17 protein-coding genes, 4 tRNA genes and 1 pseudogene are annotated in these 15,879 nt (G+C 61.8%); 11 read left to right on the top strand and 11 right to left on the bottom strand.

Annotation, left to right across the window (positions count from 1 at the left end; genetic code table 11):
- Nucleotides 1–5: 5 nt before the first annotated feature.
- Nucleotides 6–491 carry a hypothetical protein gene (locus tag EEB12_RS21535; protein WP_141488467.1) on the bottom strand — a complete coding sequence of 162 codons (486 nt, stop codon included), beginning with the start codon at nucleotides 489–491 and terminating at the stop codon, nucleotides 6–8.
- A gap of 301 nt (nucleotides 492–792) precedes the next feature.
- Between EEB12_RS21535 and EEB12_RS21530 the strand changes: the two are divergent.
- Nucleotides 793–1,410: pseudogene (locus EEB12_RS21530) on the top strand (site-specific integrase); the annotation flags it as partial.
- A 144-nt stretch (nucleotides 1,411–1,554) separates the two neighbouring features.
- Here the strand turns inward: EEB12_RS21530 and EEB12_RS21525 are convergent.
- The 4 genes from EEB12_RS21525 to EEB12_RS21510 all read right to left on the bottom strand — a co-directional run bounded on the left by EEB12_RS21525 (nucleotide 1,555) and on the right by EEB12_RS21510 (nucleotide 2,745).
- A tRNA-Phe gene (locus EEB12_RS21525) sits at nucleotides 1,555–1,628 on the bottom strand.
- Between the two features lie 70 nt (nucleotides 1,629–1,698).
- Nucleotides 1,699–1,772: transfer RNA gene (locus tag EEB12_RS21520), tRNA-Asp, on the bottom strand.
- Between the two features lie 135 nt (nucleotides 1,773–1,907).
- A tRNA-Glu gene (locus EEB12_RS21515) sits at nucleotides 1,908–1,980 on the bottom strand.
- Between the two features lie 111 nt (nucleotides 1,981–2,091).
- Nucleotides 2,092–2,745, bottom strand: a complete 654-nt coding sequence (locus EEB12_RS21510; RefSeq protein WP_019745065.1) for a TetR family transcriptional regulator — start codon at nucleotides 2,743–2,745, stop codon at nucleotides 2,092–2,094.
- Between the two features lie 405 nt (nucleotides 2,746–3,150).
- On the opposite strand from EEB12_RS21510, the gene EEB12_RS21505 reads away from it, so the two are divergent.
- The 3 genes from EEB12_RS21505 (at nucleotide 3,151) to EEB12_RS21495 (ending at nucleotide 5,115) form a co-directional block, all read left to right on the top strand.
- Nucleotides 3,151–3,642: a MarR family winged helix-turn-helix transcriptional regulator gene (locus EEB12_RS21505; RefSeq protein WP_021345391.1), complete on the top strand. Its 492-nt coding sequence runs from the start codon at nucleotides 3,151–3,153 to the stop codon at nucleotides 3,640–3,642.
- Entirely contained in the window at nucleotides 3,639–5,030 is a 1,392-nt protein-coding gene (locus tag EEB12_RS21500) for an MFS transporter (protein WP_141488466.1), read from the top strand. The genes EEB12_RS21505 and EEB12_RS21500 overlap by 4 nt, the downstream gene beginning before the upstream one ends.
- Nucleotides 5,031–5,042: 12 nt before the next feature.
- Nucleotides 5,043–5,115: transfer RNA gene (locus EEB12_RS21495), tRNA-Lys, on the top strand.
- An 88-nt stretch (nucleotides 5,116–5,203) separates the two neighbouring features.
- On the opposite strand, the gene EEB12_RS21490 is transcribed toward EEB12_RS21495, so the two are convergent.
- Together EEB12_RS21490 and EEB12_RS21485 are read right to left on the bottom strand one after the other, a co-directional pair.
- Nucleotides 5,204–6,055: an alpha/beta fold hydrolase gene (locus EEB12_RS21490; RefSeq protein WP_070795770.1), complete on the bottom strand. Its 852-nt coding sequence runs from the start codon at nucleotides 6,053–6,055 to the stop codon at nucleotides 5,204–5,206.
- A 62-nt stretch (nucleotides 6,056–6,117) separates the two neighbouring features.
- Nucleotides 6,118–6,384 (bottom strand): hypothetical protein, encoded by a 267-nt coding sequence (locus tag EEB12_RS21485; RefSeq protein ID WP_134999848.1) that lies wholly within the window; start codon nucleotides 6,382–6,384, stop codon nucleotides 6,118–6,120.
- Between the two features lie 425 nt (nucleotides 6,385–6,809).
- On the opposite strand from EEB12_RS21485, the gene EEB12_RS21480 reads away from it, so the two are divergent.
- Nucleotides 6,810–7,481: a hypothetical protein gene (locus tag EEB12_RS21480; protein ID WP_046379179.1), complete on the top strand. Its 672-nt coding sequence runs from the start codon at nucleotides 6,810–6,812 to the stop codon at nucleotides 7,479–7,481.
- On the top strand, nucleotides 7,481–8,674 hold the full coding sequence (locus EEB12_RS21475) for a PrsW family intramembrane metalloprotease (RefSeq protein ID WP_019745070.1): 1,194 nt from the start codon (nucleotides 7,481–7,483) through the stop codon (nucleotides 8,672–8,674). The genes EEB12_RS21480 and EEB12_RS21475 overlap by 1 nt, the downstream gene beginning before the upstream one ends.
- 94 nt (nucleotides 8,675–8,768) lie before the next feature.
- Here EEB12_RS21475 and EEB12_RS21470 read toward each other — a convergent pair whose 3' ends face one another.
- Complete coding sequence (locus EEB12_RS21470) at nucleotides 8,769–9,311, bottom strand: TetR/AcrR family transcriptional regulator (RefSeq protein ID WP_029256113.1); 543 nt, start codon at nucleotides 9,309–9,311, stop codon at nucleotides 8,769–8,771.
- Nucleotides 9,312–9,431: 120 nt separating this feature from the next.
- On the opposite strand from EEB12_RS21470, the gene EEB12_RS21465 reads away from it, so the two are divergent.
- The 3 genes from EEB12_RS21465 to EEB12_RS21455 all read left to right on the top strand — a co-directional run bounded on the left by EEB12_RS21465 (nucleotide 9,432) and on the right by EEB12_RS21455 (nucleotide 12,307).
- Complete coding sequence (locus EEB12_RS21465) at nucleotides 9,432–9,905, top strand: DUF4334 domain-containing protein (RefSeq protein WP_019745072.1); 474 nt, start codon at nucleotides 9,432–9,434, stop codon at nucleotides 9,903–9,905.
- A gap of 29 nt (nucleotides 9,906–9,934) precedes the next feature.
- Nucleotides 9,935–11,023: an NAD(P)-dependent alcohol dehydrogenase gene (locus tag EEB12_RS21460; RefSeq protein ID WP_031333781.1), complete on the top strand. Its 1,089-nt coding sequence runs from the start codon at nucleotides 9,935–9,937 to the stop codon at nucleotides 11,021–11,023.
- An 84-nt stretch (nucleotides 11,024–11,107) separates the two neighbouring features.
- Nucleotides 11,108–12,307, top strand: a complete 1,200-nt coding sequence (locus tag EEB12_RS21455; protein WP_078377362.1) for a low temperature requirement protein A — start codon at nucleotides 11,108–11,110, stop codon at nucleotides 12,305–12,307.
- Nucleotide 12,308: 1 nt separating this feature from the next.
- Here EEB12_RS21455 and EEB12_RS21450 read toward each other — a convergent pair whose 3' ends face one another.
- A complete protein-coding gene (locus EEB12_RS21450; RefSeq protein WP_020908915.1) occupies nucleotides 12,309–12,893 on the bottom strand; it encodes a hypothetical protein in 585 nt (194 codons plus the stop codon).
- A gap of 45 nt (nucleotides 12,894–12,938) precedes the next feature.
- Nucleotides 12,939–13,316 (bottom strand): MmcQ/YjbR family DNA-binding protein, encoded by a 378-nt coding sequence (locus EEB12_RS21445; protein WP_007733864.1) that lies wholly within the window; start codon nucleotides 13,314–13,316, stop codon nucleotides 12,939–12,941.
- 99 nt (nucleotides 13,317–13,415) lie between these two features.
- On the opposite strand from EEB12_RS21445, the gene EEB12_RS21440 reads away from it, so the two are divergent.
- Nucleotides 13,416–13,862: a hypothetical protein gene (locus EEB12_RS21440; RefSeq protein ID WP_020970602.1), complete on the top strand. Its 447-nt coding sequence runs from the start codon at nucleotides 13,416–13,418 to the stop codon at nucleotides 13,860–13,862.
- A gap of 99 nt (nucleotides 13,863–13,961) precedes the next feature.
- Entirely contained in the window at nucleotides 13,962–14,552 is a 591-nt protein-coding gene (locus tag EEB12_RS21435; RefSeq protein ID WP_003940105.1) for a DUF937 domain-containing protein, read from the top strand.
- 55 nt (nucleotides 14,553–14,607) lie between these two features.
- Here the strand turns inward: EEB12_RS21435 and EEB12_RS21430 are convergent, their stop codons facing one another.
- Nucleotides 14,608–15,825 carry an MFS transporter gene (locus EEB12_RS21430; RefSeq protein ID WP_041816176.1) on the bottom strand — a complete coding sequence of 406 codons (1,218 nt, stop codon included), beginning with the start codon at nucleotides 15,823–15,825 and terminating at the stop codon, nucleotides 14,608–14,610.
- Between the last annotated feature and the right edge of the window lie 54 nt (nucleotides 15,826–15,879).

Below are 15,879 nucleotides of genomic sequence, written 5' to 3'. Positions count from 1 at the left end.
ACCGTCTACTGCTCCCGCGCCCGTGGAGGGTGGGGCGGCTCCTGAGGGGCGCGAGCCGACACTCCACCGATCCGCACCGAACCGCCCGCGGCGATGTCCTCGGCGATGACGCCGCTTCCACCGTCGACCGAGACATTCACGACTTCGATGTCACCACCCACCGACGCACGGCGGATGGCGACGCCGACCGTTGCCGGGAGCTCGGGAGCCTCATCCTCGACCGCGGCAATCAGGACCTGCGCGAGGTTGAGCAGTTCTACGTCGCTGCCCGCACCGGCCTGATCTAGCTTCTTCGCGAGAAGCGCGCGACGGAGCTCTTCCTCAGGGTCTTGCTCCAGGCCCACGACCTCGCCGCTGACCGATCCGTACTTGCTCGTGATCCAGCCCTTCACCGCAGCGTAGGCATCGCCGATCGCCTTCTTCGTGGTCTCCCGCGCACCGTCCGATGCGCCGAGTGCGATCGCAGTTGCGATCACTGTGACGGGTTCCATGTACCACCTCCAGCCGTGGGCGCTGCGTCGCGGCGCCCTGCATTGAAGGTAGCCACCGGTACCGACAGTCATCGGATGGAGGAGGGTCCAGCTACATCCTCGCTTGGGAGACACGCACAGACTCAGGGTCACGCGGAGGGTCACGCAGGGTCACGTTTTCTAGGAATGTGCAGGTCACAGGGTCATGCGGAGGATGCACCCGGCGGTTCCACCACCGTGAGGCCCGTCGACGCGGTGTAGACGGTCGCGCCACCCACGTTCCCCGCGGTGATCTTGCCGCCGCCGTGGAGCTTGTTGAGCTTCCGCCGAGCAGGTCTCCGCGCTGCTCGCCGCGACCGACTCGCATCACTTCGGGATCGCGTGGCGGCTGGCGGTTCTCGGCCTGCGGCGCGGAGAGATCCTCGCGTTGAAGTGGGACGCGATCGACTTCGATGCCGGCGCCCTCTCCATCGCCGCTGCCCGTCTCGCCACGGCGGGCGGCGCGACGACCGGTGCACCGAAGACAAAGTCGAGTGTCCGCACATTGCCGATGCCTGACGATCTGACGGCTGCGCTGCGTCGTGTTCGGAAGCGGCAGAAGGAATCCGAGTTGAAGCTCGGATCGAAGTGGAAGGACTCCGGGTACGTGGTCGTGGACGAGTACGGCGTCGCCCCGTACCCCGACACCTTGACCGCTGCGTGGCGCAAGGCGCTGAGCAACGCGGGCCTGCCCCACGTTCGGCTACACGACGCACGCCACAGCTGCGCAACCTTGATGCACTTGAACGGTGTCCCTACCGTCGTGATCGCAGCATGGCTCGGACACGCGGATCCAGGCTTCACATTGAGGACGTACGCGCACAGTACGAACGCGGCACTCGCTGACGCCGCGGCGATGCTCGGGTCGATCACGACGGGCAAGAAGAAGGAGGCGAAGTAGCTCGGCGACGTGACACATCGCGTGTCACTTCCGAGGGCGGCGGAAAGAATAAGGAAGCCGATGTGTCACATGTGTCAGATCCGGGTCCCCGTGCAAGCGCCCTAGATACGAGAAAAACCACCCGTCACCAGGTGGTTCTTGAAGTGGCCAGGGCCGGGATCGAACCGGCGACCTTCCGCTTTTCAGGCGGACGCTCGTACCAACTGAGCTACCTGGCCGGACGGCACCCGAACCGAATGCCTATCGCATTGCTTTGTTCTCAACCAATTGATTGAGAACAAAGCTTTGCGACCCTGACGGGACTCGAACCCGCGACCTCCGCCGTGACAGGGCGGCGCGCTAACCAACTGCGCCACAGGGCCTTGCTTTTTCCTTGCTGTGAAACCGTACTACATCTTCGAGCCGCTCCCAAACCACTGTCCTGGCCAGGCATTTGTGCATCTCAAAGCGTGTCGTGCGGGTCAAACCATACTGCATCGTTTCGCTTTCGCAAAACGTACCCCCTACGGGATTCGAACCCGCGCTACCGCCTTGAAAGGGCGGCGTCCTAGGCCGCTAGACGAAGGGGGCCCGCCGGATCTCTCCGAACTAGTACCCCAACGGCGTTCCGTTGGGAGCTTGGATAGCTTATGGCACAGCGTTCGGAAATCACAAATCGCCTGGTCATGGGCGAAAAATGGACTATTCCGCGTCGGGGAACTCCACTTGTGGCCAGCCGTCGCGATGAAACTTCTCCAACCACTCCGGTGTGGCCATGGCTTCGAGCACCACTTCGAGGGACTCCTCGAACCACACACCCAGATCACCACTCGAGGCAATCAGGTCCGCCATGTACCGCTGGCCGGCAAGGCTCGCTGCCAGTACGCGCGTGAATTTCTCCGGGTCCACGTCTTCGCGGAGCAAACCGTCGTCCTTGGCGCGCAATGCCAACTCGTAGGCGGTCTTTCCCCAGACCTGCCCGCCACCCGATTGCACATCCTTGTAGAACTCCGGCTCGATGATCAGCCGGAATTCCGCCTGCACGATTACCTCGGTACGGAAGACCTCGGCAATGTCGAGCACAAGCCCGTGCAAAGCGACGAATGGATCGAGGTCTGTTCTCTTGGCCCAACGATCAGTGATTCCAGTGAAGGTTTCGATAGCCGAGGTCAGAACCGCTCGCGCCAACTCTTCCTTGGACTGGAAATGGAAATACATGGCGCCTTTGGTGGCGCGGGAGCCCTCGAGGATCGTGTTCACCGACGCAGCTGCATAGCCGCGCTTGGCGAATTCGACTGCAGCCGCTTCGACCAGGGCGGCGCGGGTACGCCGCGCACGCTCTTGTTGACGTGCCATTTACGGTGTTGTGCCTCTCGCAGAGTTGGTACGCAGAATCGCCGTGATCGGCGCCTGTCATCCCCCGAAACCTCACAATATCCCCTCCAACACACCCTACGTAAGGACTAGAGCGATACCCGCCAAAAGTACTAGAGGCAATCGGCTGTTCGGGGGACAACAACCGACTTTATGCCCAAAAGACACCAAGTGGTATGGTTTTGGCCGCTCGGGTGCGCTGCAGGGGGTGCGCATCCGAGCTTTTTCGTGTCCGAGATTCCGATAATCCGACCTCGCAGACGGAACTGCTTCGCCGACGGATGAACGGCAATCCCAAGGTTTTAAACAACTAATGCGATCGTTTATTCCCCAGTTTTCGTCGAAACCGTGCTGGCAGCATCGAAATAACACAGTTAGACTGTCTAAATGAACGATGGCGAGGGTCGCAGCAAGACTCGGGACGAGATCGACGTACTTTGGGACGATCTGGGTGCCTTCGTCCGGCGTCTCCGCACCAAACGCCACGACCACAAACTCACGCCGAGCCAGATCCAAGCTCTCGGCCACCTCGACCGACAAGGTCCGTTGACCGCAAAAGAGTTGGCGAAATTCGAGCGCGTCACACCGCAATCCATCGCAAAGACCGTGGCCGCGCTCGAGGAACAGGGCATGGTGACGCGAAGGGCGGATCCATCGGACGGCCGCGCGGCCCTGGTCACGATGACCGAACTAGGCACGTCGACCCTTCACGAAGACCGAACGAAACGCACGCAGTGGCTGGCCGAGGTCATCGACGCCGAGTGCACCGAAGCCGAGCGTGACTTGCTTCTGATCGCCGGCCGAATCCTGCGCAGACTAGGCCAGGGCGCGTCCCCAGCATCGACATCGATATCAGAGGAGTCACTGATGAACCCGTGACCGCCGTCGTCGAAACGTCGACACCCCAAGCCTCCGTTCCCCTGAAACTGAGTCTTGCTCTCGGTTCGGGAACCGTGCTTCAGGCACTGAACTCGTCGATGATTGCGGTGGCAATCGTCCCGATCGCCACATACTTCGGTTCCAGTTCGGGCACAGCGTGGGTCATCTCGGCTCTCTACATCGCGACTGCAGTCACGGCACCGGCGGCGGGGCGACTCGGATCGATCCTCGGCGCCAAACGCGTCTATCTGGCGGGATTGGGTCTGATCGCTGCCGGATCGATCCTCGGCTCGCTCGCCCCGTCGCTGGGTTGGCTTATCGCGGCGCGAATTCTGCTCGGAATCGGCACGGCGACACAGTATCCGAATGCGATGACCGTCATCCGCGAATACGCTGACCGTCACCGGGCTCAAACCCGTTCAGCTATAGCAACACTCACCATTTGCGCTCAATCGGTCGTCGCGCTGGGGCCTACTCTCGGCGGGTTGCTGGTCGGCACACTCGGTTGGCAGTCGATCATGTGGGTGAACCTCCCGCTTGTCGTCGTCACTGCCACATGGGTCTTCTTCGCCGCTCCGAGCGACTCCGCCCTGCCCGACCGGGCCGGCGCCACTGCGTTGTTCAAGTCACTCGACCCACTCGGTATCACGCTGTTTCTGGCCCTGACGACGTCGACGATGCTTTTTCTCCTGTCTCTCGCCGAGCACGCGAAGTGGTATCTCGTCCCGTCGACGGCCCTCTTCGCGTTCCTGTTCGTCTGGTGGGAACGTCGAACCGCCTCGGCGTTCATCGACGTCCGTGCCGTCGCCCGAAACCGCGCACTGAGCATGACTCTCGGCCGGACCCTGCTGACTTACACAGCGTTCTACTGCATCTTCTTCGGACTCCCCCAGTGGCTACAGGTAGCCCGCGGAATGTCACCGATCAGCGCCGGGCTCTTCATGCTGCCCGTCGCTGCGGTCGGGATCTTCGCGACCATGTCCGCGTCCACGGTGTACGGGAAATTCGGCGCACGGATCACCCTCCTGATCGGCACCGCCGCGTTGGCTGTCGGCGGGATTCTGATCGCCTTTGTCGAATCTAGTTCGACTCCCCTTGTGGCACTCCTGCTGATAGCGGCGATCCTGGGCATCCCCAACGGCTTCAACAACATGGGAAACCAGAACCTGATCAACTCGGTGACCACCTCCGCCGACGTCGGGACCGCGATCGGCCTGTACCGAACAATCCAGTACATCGGCGCCAACCTTGCGGCCGTCGTCATCGAGCTGACCATGCGCGGAACCATCGACGACGCGGGTCTGCATCGCACGGGCGGGACCATCGCCGTCATCGGAATCGCCCTTCTGGTGGGGGTGGTGTTTTCACGGACTCTGCGGTCCCGTTAGACTCTGCGCCGCGCCCCTATAGCTCAGTTGGTAGAGCTACGGACTTTTAATCCGCAGGTCGTAGGTTCGAGTCCTACTGGGGGCACAAACACAGACCCGGCGCCTCATTCGGAGGCGCCGGGTCTTGTGCGTTCGTGCCACATCAATTCGTGCCACGTGAATGCATCAGCAGGTCATCGAAGCAGGAACTCGACGCTCACGCGCTCGAATGCCTCCTTGGCTTCGATCATCACCCAGTGCCCGCAGTTCGGGAATACATGCAGTTCGGCGTTCGGAATCAGTCGCATCGGAATCATCGGCATGTCCGGTGGACACTGCCTGTCGTCGAGCCCCCATGTCAGCAAGGTCGGGCATTGCACCTTGTGCATCATCGACCAGTACGGCGGCGCATCCGAGTTGGACATCATCTGCTGCTGAGCGGCAAAGGCTTTGGATCCGTACATCGCGGTCAATGCCTGGTGCGAGGCCGGATCGTTGGCCGTTTCCCATCGTTCCTCGATCCGCGCCTCGGTGACGACGGTCTTGTCGTACACCATGCATTCGAGCCATCGAACCAACTTCTCACGGCTGGGAGCGTCGGCGAAGTCCTGCAGGAGACGGGTACCTTCACTTGGATTCTGACTGAAGATGTTCGGGCCGACGCCACCGATGGTGACCAGCCTGCAGACACGCTCCGGGAACCTCATCGCGACGTTGACGCCGACTACCCCACCCATCGAATTGCCGATCATCGCAGCCGATTCGATTCCCAGCGCGTCCATGAATCGGATCACCGACGACGCTGCCGTGATCACCGGATGGCCGTCGACGGGATCGCTCACGCCGAAACCCGGGAACTCGAGGATGTAGCAGTGGAAATGCTTCGCGAATACCTCGAGGTTCCCCCGATAGTTCCGCCAACCACTCACACCGATCCCTGAGCCGTGCAACAGGATCAACGGCGGACCATCGCCCGCCTCGTGAAAGCGCAAAGTCCCCTTGTCGGTAGCGACTTCGCGTTTGGTCCCCTCATAGGTCACGTCCATCACGCAAGATTAGAACGTGTTACAGATTCAGGACGGCTGATTGCGGAACTTCGCAACCACCGTCAGAAGCATCCCCCGCTACCTCGACGCCCACTGCGATTCGTGGACTTCTGCTCGCTCGGTTTCGACTTCCCCGGCCCAGCCTTCACACACCGGTTGGGGCGCCGCACTTGCTCGAAGTGTCCGGCGCTCACAACATGACCGGCCACACTCACCCGGACAGACGTGTCTGCGCGGGCGGTTCCGACTTCCGCCGAACCCAACGCCAACGCGAATGCAGCCACCAGCACCAGGGCTACCTTCTTCGAGATCTTCATTGGCACGGCCACTGAGACACGGTTCCACTCCAGATACTGAACAGGTGCGCGCGTCTAAGGAACACGCTGAGTGTCGACGATATTCAGTACGGGTGGCCGGCCGCGATCCTTTAGCTCACCAGTATCTGAACAGTCGACAACAAAAGTTTGGGCGGCACGTCAACATCCCGAGGGCGTCAACGAGCCAACGACCAAGCTACGCACCAATACTGAGAATCACGTAAACATCGTGCAGACGCCGGGGCCGGCGCCTTTCGAAACTCCCCCAAAGCGATGTCCAGGTTCACGTCCTGCCTGAATCGTTCTGTTTGGTACTTTTACCCCCTGAGGCGCACTCCTCAGATTCGCTGTCGACCCAGCACAAACGGCGTGCAGTACAAATCGGATACTGCGGCCCGCGAACGCCTTACCAAGCACTCACGAAAGCCCGGGCAAACATGACCGAAACGGAAACCACAGTGCGGGACGACCCGCCGCGGACGCCATTCGAACCCGAGGATCGCTGGGTTCCCGTCGACCGTAGATGGTTCGGCCTGGACCGAGCGACCATCATCCCGGCAGCGATAGTGCTGGCCGTTGCGATAGTCATGAGCATCCTCATCCCGGCCGTCAACAACTCTGTCGCCTACGACGACGAAGTCGTGGCCGGGGATGTCATGGAACTCAAAGACGGCATCACCTTCGTTCCCGCCGTCGGCTGGGGAATCACAGACGGGGTCCGCGAAACTGATGCTCCCGTCTCCGGTTCGTTCCCGCAGCGCGCAACTCTGGTGAACAGCGGTGCACTGTTCACCGTCTACACGGCACCCTTCGCCGGTGACGCGAACGCTCTACTCGAACAGATCAAGAAGACCTCGGACGCCCTGGCAACAGCAGAGTCTTTGCGAGTCAGCGGCGACTCTTCCTCGATCACCACGGCGAGCGGCATTCGTGGTGTCATCACCAGCTACTCGAACTCGACTGCCGACGGCGTGATCGCAGCATTTGTCGTCGACGGAAAAGGCATCGAAGTTGTCTCCACCGGGCCGAGCGATGTGGCTCCGACCATCACGGACGACATTGCTCACATGATCGTGAGCATCAGCCACCGAGCCGGAGAGGGTTCCTGATGAGCACTCCCACAACACAACCCGCAAACGATCTCCTCACCCGCGCCGGTGCGATCGAGAACTCCGGTTGGGGTAGGTCGTTCACGTTCTACCAGCCGCGCAACGCCGCTTTCTGGGTTTACCTCGCTTTGGTGGTGAGCGGCGCCTTCAAATTCTTCTCGCTGCTGTCGTCGTCCGCCGGCGCTTACGGAGAAGCCATCGCGCTTTCGCTGGTGCTGTTCGGTGTGTACGGCGCCATCTTCTGGTGGTTCACGCAGCACATCGACAGGTACGCGCGCCAACCGGTCAAACTGATCGTCGTTGCGTTCCTGTGGGGCAGCTTCGCCGCTACATGGGTGATGGCCGCAAACGCCAACGACGCCATCTTGTCCTTGTACGCCAAGACATTCGGACAGGCGTGGGCATCGGACTGGGGCCCCGGCCTGACAGCTCCGTTCACCGAAGAAATCGCCAAGGGCATCGGGTTGCTCCTGCTCATCGCACTGGCATCTCGATTGGTGCGCACCGCATTCGACGGATTCATCCTCGGCGCCTTCATCGGACTCGGCTTCCAGATCTTCGAAGACGTTCTGTACGCCTTGAACTCGGCCGCGTCGCAGTTCGGAGCCGATCCGGTCGGCGCTGCGATGCCGACGATCATCCTCCGCATGGTATTCGGAGTGGCCGCACACACTCTGTACAGTGCGATCTTCGGTGCCGGACTCGTCTATCTACTGGGACGGCCGGCGGAACCGCGTCGTGTGGGGCGCGGACTCGCGCTGATGGCGACCGCGATGCTGCTCCACGGCCTGTGGGATTCCGCCGGTGCCTTGACACAAGGCAAGAATGCACTCCTCTTTCCGCTCTTCTTTGTCATGGTCGCCGCTGCATTGACCCTCGTGGTCCGCGTGTTTCGAATGACGGTTCCACGTGAACGCCAGTTCCTGAGCGACATCCTGGCACCGGAAGTCGACCGTGGTGTCATCACGGACGAAGAATTCGTCGCTCTGTGCGGCGACCACAAGGCACGCAGGGCTTTCCGCAAATCTGCAGGCGGACACGCGGCCCGTAAACGCGCCGAATACGTCCTCGAAGCCGCGGCAGACCTCGCCGACGCTCTGGCAGACTCCCACGGAACCAACACCGGCCGAGTCGAATTCGCTCGATCCGAGGTAAGTCGTATCAGGAGTGGTCAGCCGTCGGTCAAGCTCTGACCCGCTCCGAACTGGAATTCAACGCCGCGTCCCCTCGTGCGAGAGCACAAGGGAACGCGGCGTTGGCCATTGATCACGTTGCACATCCGGTTCGTCACGTCGCGATCAACCGCTGAACCGCCCCGACCGCAGCCTCGCGACGCTGAGCGACGGGACGGGACGACTTGAGCGCGAACATCCGGGCGATGTCGGTGATCAACAGAATCAACTCCGCGGGATTCCACTCGGGGTCGATGTGTCCCTCGAGTTGACCTTTGCGAATCTCGGCTACCTTCGGCCGGAACGTCTTGCTTCGTATGTCGTCCTCGCTCATGACGTCCGGTGCTTCGAGATCCGCCCATTGCTGCAATCGAGCGTTCTCGGGATGCGCGACGTAGTTGTCGAAGAGTCGACCTGCATACCCCGGCAGATCATCACCTCGTAGCGCTGTCTCCGCTGTGGTTTCGGACGTCCATTGCTCAGTGACGGCAGAAAACAACTCTTCCTTGCTCGCGAAGTACGCGTAGAGACGGTCCTTGCTGGCACGCGCTTGCGCGGCGATCCGATTGATCCGCGCGCCGGCCAGGCCGTACGTCGCAAATTCGTCCTTTGCGGCCGCCAGAATGCGGTCTCTCGTGGCTTCCCCTGCTGAGCGCATGTTCACAGCCTAGAACGAATCGACCGTTGCCGAACCATCCGGTTCGGCGTAGCGTGCAGAGTTGACGAACAATTTGGTTCGCGAACTTCGGCCAACTCACCCGCCGACGCAAGGAGAGACATGAATCTCGATGACGCTCGAACCGCATTCACCCGGCTCCGTGGATCGGAAAGTGGTGTTTCACCAGCAGAACTCGACGAAGTGTGGGCCGCGCTGGAAACCGTTGCCGCCGAAGAAATCCTCGGCGAATGGAAGGGCGACGACTTCGCCACCGGTCATCGTCTGCACGAAAAACTGTTCGCGAGCCGCTGGTACGGCAAGACTTTCAATTCCGTCGAGGATGCCAAGCCGTTGATCTGCCGAGACGAAGACGGCAACCTCTACTCCGACGTCAAGAGCGGCAATGGCGAGGCAAGTCTGTGGAACATCGAGTTTCGTGGCGAAGTCACGGCGACGATGGTCTACGACGGCGCGCCGATCTTCGACCACTTCAAGAAAGTCGACGATTCGACGCTCATGGGCATCATGAACGGCAAATCGGCGTTGGTTCTCGACGGCGGACAGCACTACTACTTCCTGCTCGAGCGAGCGTGATTCGCGCCGAACAGAATTCGACGTCCGCCATGCAGATGACAGCGGCGCTCTCACACGGCCCGCACTCCCCCTTCACACTCGACACCGTCGAGATCGACGAACCCCGCGCAGACGAGATCCTGGTTCGCATCGTCGCGACAGGCCTGTGCCACACGGATCTGTTCACGAAGACGGTGCTACCGGAAAAGCTCGGGCCCTGCGTGTTCGGACACGAAGGCGCCGGCGTCGTGCAAGCCGTTGGCTCGTCGATCGACAACATCGCGGCTGGTGATCACGTATTGCTGAGCTACCGCAGTTGCGGTGTATGCAGGCAATGTCTCAGCGGCCATCGGGCGTACTGCGAAAGCTCACACGGGCTCAACAGCTCTGGCGCACGCACCGACGGCTCGACGCCGGTCCGGCGAAACGGAACTCCGATACGGTCCGCATTCTTCGGCCAGTCCAGCTTCGCGGAATACGTCATCGCCTCTGCCGACAACACCGTCGTCGTCGATCCTGCGGTGGACCTGACCGTCGCGGCTCCGCTCGGCTGCGGGTTTCAAACCGGCGCGGGTGCCGTGCTGAATCTACTTCGCCCCGAGCCCGACTCGACGTTTGTCGTTTTCGGGGCAGGCAGCGTCGGACTCGCAGCGCTGCTGGCGGCGAGGGCTGCCGGCGTTTCCACCCTGGTCGCCGTGGACCCCGTTGCGCAGCGGCGCGAACTCGCCGAGGAATTCGGCGCCGTCACTGTCGATCCCTCGAATGAAGATGCGCTCGACGCGGTCCGCGCCGCCACCGACGGAGGTTCGACGCATTCCCTCGACACCACCGGAATCGGCTCCGTGATCAATCAAGCCGTCACATCACTTCGAGCACGGGGAACACTGGCGGTAGTCGGACTCGGAGCATCCACGGTCGAGGTGAACATGGCCGACATCATGCTGAGCGGAAAGACAATTCGAGGATGCATCGAAGGAGAGTCGGAAGTCTCGACGTTCATCCCCGAACTCGTCGAACTCTTCACTGGTGGCCGGTTTCCGATCGACCGCTTGGTGACGCGCTACGCATTCGCCGACATCAACAAAGCCGTCGAAGATCAAGCGTCGGGGCGCGTCATCAAACCCGTTCTCGTGTGGTGAGGGGCGAAATGTCTCATTCGTCGACCCGACGGAATTCGCCCTAGACTGCGCTCCTGCACTAGACGTCGGAGCAAGGTGGGGACGATGACAGAACACACCAGTACAGGCGCGGGCCACGGCCGGGCCGTTATGCCGATCATCCGGATGCGCGCACGCAGCCGCGACGAGAACCATCGCGCATCGACGCCACTCGAACTGTTCTTCGACCTGTGTTTCGTGGTTGCGGCCGCACAGGCCGGAGTTCAACTGGTGCATGCTGTTGCCGAGGGCCACTACGTCGACGGCATCGCCGGTTATATGTTCGTCTTCTTCGCGCTGTGGTGGGCGTGGGTGAACTTCACCTGGTTCGCGTCTGCCTACGACACGGACGACGTCCCCTACCGGGTCGCGACCTTCGTACAGATTTGTGGCGTGCTCGTCTTCGCCGCCGGAATCCCCGACGCATTCGACGGAACCGACCGTACGACGGCCATCGTCGGCTACCTCATCATGCGAATTGCGCTCACCTGCCAATGGCTTCGAGCCGCCAGCGGTGAATCCGGTGCAGCGCGAACCACTGCTCTGCAATACGCCGCCGGGCTCGTGATCGTCCAGGCCGGCTGGATCGTGCTGCTCCTGATGCCGGCGTCGGCGTGGATACCCGGCTTCTTCGTTCTCATGATCGCCGAACTCGCGGTGCCGGCAATCGCCGAGCGCAACCATCAGACTCCGTGGCACCCGCAACACATCGCCGAACGCTACGGCCTCTTCACCATCATCATGCTCGGCGAAACCATTGCTGCCGCCACCATCGCGGTCCAATCCGGCATTCGTGATTTCGACGCCGCCGACCTACTGATTCCGATTGCTGTCGGCGGAGTTCTGATCGTGTTCTCCGCGTTGTGGATCTACTTCGCCGTCCCGATCCACGAGTACCTCGCAGACCAGGGCAATCGCGCCGTCCTGTTGTGGGGATACGGGCACTACTTCGTATTCGGATCCGCTGCGGCCATCGGCGCCGGCATCGAAGTAGCCGTCGAGGAAGCAGTTGGCGAGGCGCACATTTCGACGTTCGCAGCATCTGCCGCGGTCACGATCCCCGCCGCGATGTTCCTGATCTTCGTGTGGCTCATGCACTCACGACACTTCAAGCGCGACAGGATCGAGCAGGCTGTTCTACCGGTGAGCGCAATCCTGGTTCTCGCCTGCACATTTGCCGGACACTGGGCGGTCCCGCTCGCCGGACTGGTGGCGGCGGGAACCGTCGGAGTCGGTGTCGGCCTGAGCACTCGGTCGAAGAGCTGACTCAGATTTCCGGGGCCGGAGCCTCGCCCTTACTCTGCGGCTCGTGTTGCTTGAGCTCACCGCGCATCTTGTCGAGATCCTTGCCACGCTTTTTGTACATGTAGCCGAGCGCGACAAGACCCAGGAACAACGCAACGCCCAGGACTGCACCGACAACGGAGGCTCCGCGGAAACCGGGGCCGTCGACGTCGAGGATCCGCTCGCCCGCATGCGCTGCATTGTTGTTGCCGAGAACAACTGTCAGAGAGAGAAGATTCGGCAGCGCGAAGATCACACCCAACGCGAGAGCCGTGATCTGGATGATTCGAGCATGCTTGCGCTTGCGCACCTGCCAGACCGCTCGGAAGAAGATGAGCGGGACCAGGGTGCAGACGAGACCGAACAGCAGTCCCCACGCGATTCCGGCGCTGAAGCTGCCGTTCGCCAACGACGCAATTCGCTGCGCCCACCAACGCGGAAGGAAGGCGGCAAGGATGAAGTAAGCGATGACCAGGACCACCGCCATCACTGCGATCCCGATGGCCTTCTTCGCCCACGGCGGCATGCCCGGTTTTGCGGTGGCCGGTGAAGTTTCCGGTGTCGTCATGACAAATCCTCGTCTAGTCGGCGTCTGTACTGACGAATCTATCCGTTACGGGCGTTCCTCATCCGCATCGAGAACGATCCGGGCAAGCCGCTTCGGAGCAACGAGGGTGAACGAGGTGTAGATCCACTCCTCCAGTTGCGACCATTTCTCCTCGGAAACGTCGGTGCCGATGTCGAGCGCAACCCACCCGTGTCGACCGAGACCGTAGCCGGCAGCGCTTGCACCTGGTTCGGTGGCCACCACCGCTTCGGCTTCCTCCTTGCTCAACTTGACGGTCAAGGAGGTGGCTTCGACGTTGCAGAACACGAAGTTCTTACCGCGGACCCGGAAGGTCGGGTGACCGTCCCACGCTTCGATGTCGACGCGCTCCGCCTCCGGCAGGGACAACGAGATCTCTTCGAGTCGACGCATGTTGTCGGGCATGGAGACGATTCTGCACGCTCGATACCGAGCTTGACACCCGCGACACAGCTAGGCTCGGCGACGACCGCGTTACCGAACTCCGAACACAGGGAGAGTGGCATGCGCACGTTAGTTCATCTGGTTCTGCTCATTTGTGGAATCGCCGTTGCCGTCGGCTCGTTCATGTACGTACTGGCCGGGGTCAAACCCAACAACGTTCGCCTCGAGGACCTGCGGGACGGTTTTCCGGCCGGGTGGGCAATCGAGCAACTCGGCGATCAGTCCGTGACCTTCTACCGTTCGATGGCGATACTTCTGCTCGCTGCAGCCGTATTGATTCTGATCGCCGCTTTGTTCGGTTCTCGTATTTCAGCGTGGATCGGAATCATCGTGGGATTGGGAACTCTGGGCACGTTCTACTACCGAGTGAACGATCAATTCGACAATGTCATCAGGGAAAACTACTCCACGATCCTGACAAATCAGACAGGATTCATATTGACGGCCGGCGGACTGATTCTCGCTCTCCTAGCGTGTCTGGTCCCCCGCGAGAAGACCCGAGCCTGACCGCTCGGCAACCGGAGGGTTACCGTCGACGCCGACATTCACTAGTGTCTGCAACAGCCGGGTACTGACGAGTAGTACCCCAGAAAAGGTAGGGCATCAATGGCATCGCTTGACGACCTTCTATCCCAGATCCCCATCGACCAGATCGCGCAGCAACTCGGCGTGGACCAGGCAACTGCCGAATCGGCGGTCAAGACTGCACTTCCGACCCTCGTCGGTGGCCTCGGCGCCAACGCTCAGGATCCCGCAGGCGCAGCCTCACTCGAAAGTGCGCTGCAGTCGCACGCCGACACCAGCCTTCTCGACGACGGCGTCGACATCAGCAAAGTCGACACCGCTGACGGTCAGAAGATCGTCTCGAACATCTTCGGCGGCAACACCGATCAGGTCGCCAGCGCACTGGGCGGTGTCGGTGGCGGCGGTGGAAACGATCTGGTGAAGCAGTTGCTGCCGATCCTCGCTCCCATCGTCCTGGCCTACCTCGCCAAGCAGTTCACCGGTGGCGGCGCCGGCGCGCAGACCCAGGCCTCCGGTGGCGGCGGGCTCGGGGATCTCCTCGGCGGAATTCTCGGCGGTGGCGGCAATTCCGGCGGCGGCATCGGCGGCGCACTCGGCGGCATCCTGGGTGGATCCGGTGGCGGCGGCCTCGGAGACCTGCTCGGCGGCCTCCTCGGCGGCGGCAAGAAGTAAGACGCTAGACAGAACGCACTGCGGCGATCCCGTTCGGGGTCGCCGCAGTGCTCTGTCATTCGACCGTCGAAGATCGAAACATCCTCAGCGACAATGCAAACGCAACCAACAGCAGCGCGCCCACAAAGGCACTGACCCCACCCCAACCGCCGCCCGCGTATGCGAGACCAGCGAGGGCGCCCGCCACGGACGAACCCGCATAGTAGGCAAACAGATACAACGCCGACGCCTCGGCCCGGTGATCGGTCGCGATCAGGCCTACCCAACCGCTGGCCACCGAATGTGCCGCGAAGAATCCTCCGGTGAAGAGCAGCATCCCCACGAGAGTCAACGCCAGATTGTCCGGAACGGTCAGTGCCAGACCGATACCGATGACAACAACCGAGCCGAGCAGAACACTGCGCCTACCCAGCCGGTCCGAGGCCCCGCCGGCTACCGCTGAGGTGAAAGTTCCGGCGAGGTAGAAGAGAAAGACCAGGCCGACAAGTGCTTCAGGAAGTCCGAAAGGAGCTGCCGTGAGCCGAAACCCGAGGAAGTTGTAGATCGAGACGAATCCGCCCATGAGGATGAACCCCAAGGCGAAAAGCGTGCGCAGCGACGGGTTCGCAAGGTGGCGTCGTAGATTCGACGCGATCGCACGCACCGAGACCGGTTGCGGGCGAAAGAACTTCGACGCGGGTAGCTTCCGGATCATGTTGAGCGCGAACAACGCTGACAGCAAGGCCGCAGTCACCAATGCCCAGCGCCACGTACTGAAGTCGACGACGGCCGACGGAACCAGCCGTCCGATCAGCCCACCGATCGTCGTGCCGGCTACGTACCTTCCCATCGCTGCACCGAGGTCCTTGCGATCGACCTCCTCGGCCAGATAGGCCATCGCTACCGCCGGGACCCCCGCCAGAGCCAAGCCTTGTGCCGCGCGTCCGATCAGCAGAACCTCGATCGTCGGACTGAGTGGCAGAAGCAAACCGATCACACAGGATGCCGACGCCGACGCGATCATCACCCGTGTGCGACCGAACCGCTCGGAGAGCGCACTGGCCGGAATGATCGCCAACGCCAACATGCCCGTCGTCGCCGAGACCGAAAGTGCAGACACCGCGGGCGAGACGTCGAAGCCTTCGGCGAACGCAGGCAGCAATGCCTGTGCCGCGTACATCGAGATGAATGTCGACAGCCCGGCCGCGAACAGCGCAACGGTCACCGTGCGATACCCCGATGTTCCGCGGCGAAGCGGCACCACTTCGGATTCGATCACATTCTCGACAGTCACCACATACCTCCAGGCATCACTTACCTCCGGTAAGAATCCTCCCGCCGCGCTTCG

Origin of the sequence: Rhodococcus sp. WS1 (assembly GCF_003797745.1) — a bacterium.
GTDB classification, from domain to species: Bacteria; Actinomycetota; Actinomycetes; order Mycobacteriales; family Mycobacteriaceae; genus Rhodococcus_F; species Rhodococcus_F erythropolis.
Note: the sequence above shows the minus strand (reverse complement) of the source record. Positions and strands in the feature narration are given on the sequence as shown.